General features: G+C 46.8%; 5 protein-coding genes and 1 pseudogene. 2 read left to right on the top strand and 4 right to left on the bottom strand.

Annotation, left to right across the window (positions count from 1 at the left end):
• Together QT974_RS15300 and QT974_RS15305 are read right to left on the bottom strand one after the other, a co-directional pair.
• Positions 1-5,041: Calx-beta domain-containing protein (locus tag QT974_RS15300; RefSeq protein WP_333469319.1), on the bottom strand; the 5,041-nt coding region annotated here is incomplete at its 3' end.
• Between the two features lie 86 nt (positions 5,042-5,127).
• On the bottom strand, positions 5,128-5,259 hold the full coding sequence (locus QT974_RS15305; protein WP_333469320.1) for a hypothetical protein: 132 nt from the start codon (positions 5,257-5,259) through the stop codon (positions 5,128-5,130).
• Positions 5,260-5,347: 88 nt separating this feature from the next.
• Between QT974_RS15305 and QT974_RS15310 the strand changes: the two are divergent.
• Positions 5,348-5,644: pseudogene (locus QT974_RS15310) on the top strand (23S rRNA (adenine(2503)-C(2))-methyltransferase RlmN); the annotation flags it as partial.
• Between the two features lie 165 nt (positions 5,645-5,809).
• The gene (locus QT974_RS15315; protein ID WP_333469321.1) at positions 5,810-6,514 is read left to right on the top strand and encodes an HAD family hydrolase; all 705 of its coding nucleotides are present in this window, start codon (positions 5,810-5,812) and stop codon (positions 6,512-6,514) included.
• A 189-nt stretch (positions 6,515-6,703) separates the two neighbouring features.
• On the opposite strand, the gene QT974_RS15320 is transcribed toward QT974_RS15315, so the two are convergent.
• Positions 6,704-7,813, bottom strand: coding sequence for a class I SAM-dependent methyltransferase (locus QT974_RS15320; RefSeq protein ID WP_333469322.1), 1,110 nt, complete (start codon positions 7,811-7,813; stop codon positions 6,704-6,706).
• Complete coding sequence (gene purN, locus QT974_RS15325) at positions 7,806-8,477, bottom strand: phosphoribosylglycinamide formyltransferase (RefSeq protein WP_333469323.1); 672 nt, start codon at positions 8,475-8,477, stop codon at positions 7,806-7,808. Before purN ends, QT974_RS15320 begins: the two co-directional genes overlap by 8 nt.
• Positions 8,478-8,767: the final 290 nt, after the last annotated feature.

Genomic DNA, 8,767 nt, shown 5'->3' on the forward strand with positions numbered 1-8,767 from the left:
TGGGAGTTGGTGTGGGAGTTGGTGTGGGAGTTGGTGTGGGAGTTGGTGTGGGAGTTGGTGTGGGAGTCGCCGTCGTATCGACGATCGTCAAAATCGCCGTTTTCTGATTGCCCAAAGTTGCATTATTTGTGGCATTTGTCAAGCTGAGAGTGACAGTTTCATTCCCTTCTACTAAGGTGTCATTTGCGATCGGAATAGTGAAAGTTTTGCTTGTTTCACCAGACAAAAAGTTTAACGTACCCGATGTTGCAGTGTAGTCACTTCCGGCGGTGGCGCTACCGTCAGCAGTGCCGTAACTAACAGAGGCGGAAACATTAGTCCCACCTGTACGATTAACCGTAATTGTTTGGGTTGCGCCGTTTTCATTAACGCTGTAAGTGGCGTTGCTGAAGTTAAAAGTTCCCGGGGCTGATACATCGTTATCGGCGATCGCCACGGAAGCAGTTTCAGTACCAGCAGCCCCCAATTTGTAAGCAGCCGCACCGACTAAAGTCAGCTTCACAGCTTCGCTACCTTCCACAAGGCTGTCATCTATTGGAGTAATAGTAACATCCGCAAAAGATTGACCCGCCGGAATGATAATGCTACCCGTTAAATTCGGCGTGTAATCATTGCTGGTGGCAAAGCCCGTACCGCTAGCAGTTGTATAATTGACTGTCAGCGGCAGTGCGGTACTGCCCGATCGCGCAATGCGGAAAGTACCAGGATTTGAACCAGATTCAGCGGCGGCTGCGTCTGTCGCAGTAATAGTGACAGTCGGCGTCGGTAAGGCAATGTTAAATCGGGCGACACTCGGATCGTGATCGCTGTCTTGCTGGGCAAATTCTGAGTTGATGTGAACCACATCAAATCCGGCTAAGTTTTTAGCTAAATTATTGCTAGCTAAAATGTGGTCGAGCACCTGGGCGTTGCCTTGGAAATTGTAGGTATAGCGCTCGTTTTCCGGCAGAGTTTCGATTAAATTTTGCAAAACAGCAGTGCCGCTACCGCCGGGAATTCCCCGGACAACATTCAGCGGTTCGGAAAATTGAAAATCGTTCAAATCTCCCGCAACAATCACATTCGCATTGGCATCAACTGCTAAAATACTATCCACAAAATTGTTGACAATTTGTGCTTGTTGGAGGCGCTGAGTCTCTGAACTCAGAACAGGCGGTTGGTTGGGGCCGAAAAGCGGTTGGTCGCCACCTTTGGAATTGAAGTGATTCGCAATTACAAACACCGATTGGCCGTTGAATACAAATTCACCAACTAAAGGCTTGCGGCTGGTGTTAAATGCTGCGTTGGTCGGGTCAATTCTGCCGGGACTTGCTGACAGCGCGGGCGCGCCGCTGACGGTGTTAACCGTGGTTGCGGTTGTGGAAGTACCGCCCGGGCGATCGACAAAACTAACGCGGCTGGGATTGAACAAGAATCCGACGCGAATATTGCCGCCCGGTTCGCCGCCATCTTGGTTGTTTACCGGGTTAATTTGCCGGAATTCATAAGTCGGGCCGCCCGCTGTTTTAATTGCGGAAATTAAGGTGTTGTAAGTTGTATCAGCCGCAACTACGCCGTCGTTAGTCGCGCCGTTGTTGTCTTGAATTTCCTCGACATTGATAATGTCAGGACTTTTTAGATTGGTGACAATGCGGCTGGCGATAGCGGGGAATTTCGCGGTGTCGCTGGGGTCTAAGTTTTCGACATTGAAAGTAGCAACTGTTAGCTGGCTGGCACTTCCAGTTAAGTTTGTAACTTCCTTAGTCAGTCCGCCGGATGTAACGCTGGCTTGAGGAATTTGAGCGGTATTTAAAAGCTCGTAATTGCTGAAACTGTAACTGATAACGCCCGTAACTGTGCTTAATTTGTCGGCGACGTTGGTAACAGGCGACAAGCTGCCGTTGGTGGGAGGATTCAGCAAAGTGTCGTCAATTTGAATGCGTTCGGGATTGAAATCAGTTGCAGAAACGGCAATCCCGCCGCGACTTGTTCTACCCGTAGCATTCGCACCGTTATCTGGCAAAACGTAGAATTCGCCAAACTCGTTTGTGGGGCCGACAACAACCGGATTGTTGACTTGTACCAGCATTGATTCTAAACTTTCGTAGAAGTCGATGCCTTCGGTTGTCGGATCGAAATCGCCGCCTGTTTCGACATTGCCGGTAGCAGTGAAGTCGTTTTGTATAAAGGTTGTCGGTTGAAGGCGGCCGCCCGTACCGACGATTGTTGGAGTAATTGTTCCCAAAGATGCGATCGCCCCTACAGCAGCCCCAGCCACCGTAGCGTTAATTTGGGTAGTCGTCAGATTGGTGGCGTTGTTGGCGGGGCGGAATTCGTCAACTCGACCGGTTACTTGTACCGATTGTCCGACAGTAGGATTGGGTATTGTGGAACTTCCCAAGAACACAAAAACCGCTTCCGATGTAGAATTTGGATTCGCCCCGGTGTCGGGAGTCGGGTCTTGCATATAAAAGCCGCGACCCCCACCGCTGCTAATTACCGCTGTGACTACACCGGGAACATTGCTAACAGTTTGAGTGGCTAAAGGTGATGTGTGACTTGCGCCTTGAATGTTGCGGATGCGGATCGGAGTAGCACCCAAAGTTACGATATCGCTGCGGAATTTTTGGAAGTTGTCCTGGGGCAAATCTTTCGAGATAATATTGTCGCTGTACCACACATTATCGCCGTTATCAACTAATAGCTGAATCTGACTGCTATCGGTTAAGTTACTCGGGACTTCGACAATTGATTCAAAACTGCCACCTGCATTCAAAGCCGTCAAGTCAGCCGATCGCACTTGTGGCGCATCAGCAGCATTTCCAGTCCAAGTATACAACCGGAAATCTTTCGGCGCAGTCCCCGTAGCGCTGTCAGCCGGGCCGGCGACAATTAGGTATTGGTTGTTAGCATTGCGATCGATACTGCGAATTCCGCGCCCGCCCAAATCCAATTGAATCGGAGCACCAATTGTCGCGCTAGTAGCCTTTCCCGTAACCAAGTCGGCGAAGTTGGTAATCGGTGCGATCAAAGCTTTTGTGCGATCGCTTGCGGGAACTTGTGGCGCGCGGAATGCCACATAGCCAGTAGTGCCGTTGGGTGCGATCGTCAAACCTTCGATATTGAAACCGTCTAAGGTAGTAGCTTCTGGGATTTTGCCCGCAGCCGCACTAGCAGTAAAATTGAAACCATTCGTATTTCCCCACGCGATCAAATCGGTGCGGAGGTTGTCATATTTGCCAGCAAAAGTCAGATTAGTTGTCGCGCCGGTACCGGAAATATCCGTCGCAAATAAGCGATAACGGTTCGGGCGCAAATTGCCACCGCTGGCGTTACTTTGGGAACCCAACCAGTAAATTCTATTACCGACGCGGGTTGAAGCTTCGATGTCAACTTCCCTGGGAATACCGCCGGAGATATCCGTCAAACCGAGAGAGTTGGTAAAGTCAAAGGTTTTGACTGGTAAACCGGAATTTGTGCGATCGTACAAACGAATAGTTTGGTCTTCGTCATCGCCAACTAACATATAGTTAGAGTCGATCGCGATCGCCGTACTAGCATCGCTTGTTCCAGTCAAAAAACGGCTAACAGCGGGAGTTCCCGAAGCAGCCGAAGCAGCGTATTTGAGAACAGTAGATGTCGTGTTTGTGCCGTCACTTACAGTAACAGTCAAATCAGCAAAACCGACACCTACAGGATTAATTTTTAGATTGCGACTTGCGCCAGTTCCACTAATCGTTAAATTGGCATTTGGAACCACCGCAGTATTGCTGCTAGTTGCCGTTAATGTCAAACTCCCAACAGCAGTCTCCGCATCGGCTAAAGTGAAGTTAACGCCGAAATTCTTAGCCGGATCTGTGGGGTCGTTGATGACGCCTGATAAACTAGGAACTGTTAAAAATGTAGAAGCTGCACTCGGTGCGATCGTTGGCGGAGTGTTAGCAATCGCTGTCACAGTTGTAGTGACGGCGGTAGTTGAGGAATTGTTAGTTTCGTTGCTTTCGGCGATCGTACCGGGCGCCGGATCTGCAACGGCGGCCCCAGCAGCGCTAGTGACAGTACCCGCAGTAGTACGAGTCACATTAACAGTCAAGGGAATGCTACCGCCAGCCGCGATCGCACCGCCAGTAAAAGTCACGACTCCAGCCGCTTGAGTCGCAGTAAAACCCGTACCCAAGGCCGAATTGTATGTCACCCCCGCAGGTAAAGTGAAGTTGGCACGAACGACCGTCGCAGCAGCAGTACCGCTGTTGGCTAATGTCAGCGTGTAGTTGAAGGGAGTATTAACCGTTGCTGTCGCAGGGGCGCTGCTGGTGATGGTTAAGTCGGGTAAAGGAGTGGTTGTGGCGATCGTCACAGCCGGAGTAATATTTGCCAGTGTAGTAGGATTAGTCACAGCAGTAGCTGTACGGGCCGTCGTCCAAGTACCAGTAACAGCATTGTAAGTTCCAGTTAACTTAGTAAAATCACCGCCAGCAGGATCGGGAAAAAGAGTTGTATTAGTTCCTTTCCCAAAAGTTCCTTGTCCATTATTGTAGATATCATTTGTTGGCAATACATAACCGCCAGTCGCAGGATTTGCCGTCCCTACACCAGTGCCAAAAAATACAGCATCAATCGGAACAGTTGTATTAGTAATACTGGCAACCGGAACATCAAAAATCGCAATTCCATCAGCATTAGCGCCCCCATTTCCCAAAGGCCCAGCAGCCGCCGCAGTTCCAAAACCATCACCCGCAGTTGTGCCTGTATTGATAGTTTTCAGCCAATTTGCCGTAGAAATATCTGTAGTGCCGATACCATTAATTAGCCTACCAGAACCGCCTATATAAGCAACTTGTCCAGCGGCGAGACTGCCGGAATTAATACTAAAACCGTAGGTTAAAGCAGCCCCGCTAACCCATCCGTTGGGAATTGCAGTTCCATTATTTGCCCACACCACCGTGTAGGGCGTCGCTGCAAAGTCGATCGCGCCTGTAGCAATTACCTGTAAATACTCGTAAGGGCTATCTGTACCGGCTGGATTTGCCATGTAGCCCGAAATCACTAACTTTGCTGCCATAACACTTATTCCCCTAGTTTGCGATCGTTTTTCACTCCCAAAGACAGATACTACGACGCTAAAGTTAAGAGATAGTAACTATTTATTTAAGTAATCGTTAATGAATACAAAGTCAAAATCATTGACGCGATGCTTTCGCAAATTATAGCTAATCCAGCCAAACCCAACAATACAGCCATCAGCCGATCGCCCCACCGCACCTCTAACGAAATATCCACTCTTCTGATGTATCCCTACTCTAATCTGCCCCTACCTTACTGCGGGCGCGCTACAATTTTCTAGCATTTTCAGCAATAATGGCGATCGGTGCGATCGACTGGCAGCAGGTTAAGCTTTGAATACGTGCTGTTAGCCAATGTGAATGACTTACCGGAACACGCAGCCGAGTTAGCAAGTCAGTTGCGCGGTTTTCAGTGTCATGTCAATTTGATTCCTTACAATCCGATTCAGGAAGCTGAATATAAGCGGCCGACTCCCAATCGAATAAAACAATTTGTGGCGGTTTTAAAGGAAAAGAAAATTGCAGTTAGCGTGCGGTATTCTCGCGGCTTAGAAGCAGATGCCACCTGCGGACAACTGCGGGCCTCGGAGGTTGAAAAATAGATTTTTCACCGATAAACAATCTTGTAGGGTGCGTCAGAGTGCGTGATTTCATCAAAAATCGACCAGCTACGATCTGACGCACCCTACTACGCTCTGTATCGATCGAGAACAGTTGGTGTTGGAGTTTGTATAATTTGGGATGAACAATTAGGGGGGTAGAAATAATTGGCTATAATAAAATACGTCATTTTTGATTTAGATGATACACTTTGTGATTATCAGAAAGCCAAAAAAAACGCAATAAGTCTTGTTAATCGAGTTCTTGAATTATCTGGGATAGATGTTAACCAATTCTGGAAGAGTTATAGCTTGATAGAACCTACGTTGTTCCGACAATTTCTTAATGGAGTTATTTCAAGGGACGAGTATAGGTTGCGTCGCTATGCTGATGTTATACAAGGCGCTCACGAAAATCCTTTAGCGTTTTCTTCAGCACTAAATTCTATTTACATGAAAGAGGCTAATCACGCAATAACATTATTTGATGATGTGATTCCCTTACTAAAAACTTTAGAAGAAAAAGAAATTAATACTGCTGTTCTTACAAATGGACCTTCGGACGGGCAAAGAGATAAAATCAAGGCATTAAAGCTAGCTCAATATATTAAGAAAATCTATATTAGTGAAGAAATTGGCTTTTGCAAACCTAGCTGTAAAGTTTTTGAATTTGTTATCCATGATTTAAATATAGAACCATCACAGGTTTTAATGGTTGGTGACTCAATCGAAGATGATATTGAGGGAGCTGACAAGTTTGGAATTAAAACAGTTTTAGTCGATAGAAAAGGCAAGTATTTTGACTATCAGGGCACAAAAATTTTTGATTTATCAAGTTTGAAAGAGATGCTTGAGTGTCAAAACTATATTTAAAGAAAAACCAAAAATAAAACTAGGTAGATTAGGGAAAATTGCCGTAGGGTACGGAGCGAGTGCGTTATTTTCTCAAAAATCGACAAGCTACAATCTGACGCACCTTACTAGCTAAAATTTGTCGTATGATGCGGAGCGAGTGCGTTATTTTCTCAATCATCAAAAAGCTAAAATCTGACGCACCTACTATTACAAGCGTTTAACCAGTATCCACCGCAACTCGATGGGCGGCGTTTCTTGCACGGGAAATAAATCGCGGCCGCTCGCCCAACTGACAAACCAAGGTGTCGGCGGCCACGCAGCATCAGGCAAATGTTTTTGTTCGTATTCAATCACCGATTCATCGGCAATAATTTCTAACGGTAAACCCTCGATAGCTGCTTCCAATTCTTGCTTTGTAATCAGATAAGACCAACACAATTCTGACATTTGTTTTGCCATTTCATCAGGTTCGTACCCATCGACGGCTAAGAAAGCACTGAATAAGATAAAGCCGCCGCTTAACACAGCATCGGACATTTTGCCGAGGAACAAACGGACTTGTTCGGGATAGCGGAAATGCGAGAGAACTTCGGTAGCAATCGCTAATTTGTACCGATAGGTTTTCATCCTCAACAAGGGATCTAAAACGTCGCCTTGGATGACATGAATCGGCAAGTTTTCGGCGGTGGCTGCTGCTGAGAGTTTTTCGGCAAATATGGGCGTTAGCTCGATCGCATCCACGGAATGTCCTAACCGGGCTAAAGGCAGACTATTGCGCCCTGGGCCCGCACCAACATCTAAAATAGCTGCTTTACCCGGTTCACCTAATTCGGCAGCAATAGCGATAACTTTAGCATCGGGATGGCTGCCAAATAAAGGTTCGGGACGAATGGAGGGCCAGGTATGATATTTCTGGGCCATCGATTCAATTTGAATCTTGGTATTTAGAGTAATCCCGCCGCCTAAGCCTGTTTGGGAATTGGCGGGAAAGTATGAGACTATGAGATTAGCGTGGGGGGAATTTTTGAATCCTTCTGCTAAGGCGTTAGCGATTAATGTTCGCAAGTTTTCGGATTGAGCAGCGTCGAGGTTTTGCCCGAGATTTGTTAAGAAGTCTGAGAGTAATTTAAGATAGTCTTCTAGCATTGATGGCAAACAAGGCAGATAAAATTCTCCCTTGATGCTGATGTTCTTTTTGAGTCTTTCTTTGAGGATTAATTTCAGGCGATTAGAATCAGTCAGCGGCGGCCCACTTTCGGGCGAGTCGCTGACGGGTAATTCTGGGGAAGATGCGGCACTGGTAGGGTTTTTAGTCACGATATTTTTGATGAGATTCGGCAATCAGGGCGATCGCACCTAGCATGATTTTGTGCTCTTGCACCTGAATTCTGGCGTGCAGTGTTTCTGCCGTATCGTCAGGCAAGACAGGCACCGCAGCCTGCATTAAAATCGGCCCGCTGTCTACTTCCAAATGCGCGATGTGCACCGTACATCCGGTGATTTTAACCTTAGCGGCGAGTGCTTGTTCAACGGCGCGAATTCCTGGGAAACTAGGCAGTAAGCTGGGGTGAATGTTAATAACTTTGTCGGCAAAAGCATCAAGCAAAACTTTGGTAACAATGCGCATCCAACCCGCCATCACCACCCATTCTATATCATGGGCTTGAAAAGTTTTAACAATTTTTGTATCTAATTGTTCGCGGCTTTTGCAATCGCGGTGATTGAGCAAAATCGAGGGAATCCCGTATTTTTCGGCGCGGGCGGCAGCTTTAGCTTCGGGATTGTTGTAAATTAATACTGGGATTTCAGCATTGAGTTGTCCCTGCTGGATGGCTTCGGCAATTACCTCGAAGTTACTGCCGCTACCTGAGGCTAAAATTCCTATTTTTAAAGGAGGGTGAGTCGGAGCGATCGCCGGAAAGCCAATCTCAGGAGAAATCAGGCTGGCGCTGGAATTAACAGATACTGGATTAACCGTCATAAGTCATTAGTTATTAGTTATTAGTTATTAGTCATTAGTTATTAGTTATTAGTCATCAGTCATCAGTCATTAGTCATTAGGTAGAAGGTAGAAGGTAGAAGACATACACAGAATACTTGTTAGCGATCAGTATTTTACGTTAAATTAGGTAGAGCTGCTTACATATTCTGAAAAATATTCAATCAGATTCTATAGCGGTTCTCAAAAAAGTGAGGTATACCCACGGATACCTATGCCCAATGACCTGCGCAAGCCAATGACCTGCGCAAGCCTTCTTCCCAATGACCTGC

It is taken from the genome of Microcoleus sp. BM001215392, from assembly GCF_036700185.1.
GTDB lineage: Bacteria > Cyanobacteriota > Cyanobacteriia > Cyanobacteriales > Microcoleaceae > Microcoleus.

Excerpts from the sequence above, each read along its gene's own strand:
- purN (WP_333469323.1), bottom strand. The coding sequence starts at position 8,477 with ATGACGGTTAATCCAGTATCTGTTAATTCCAGCGCCAGCCTGATTTCT.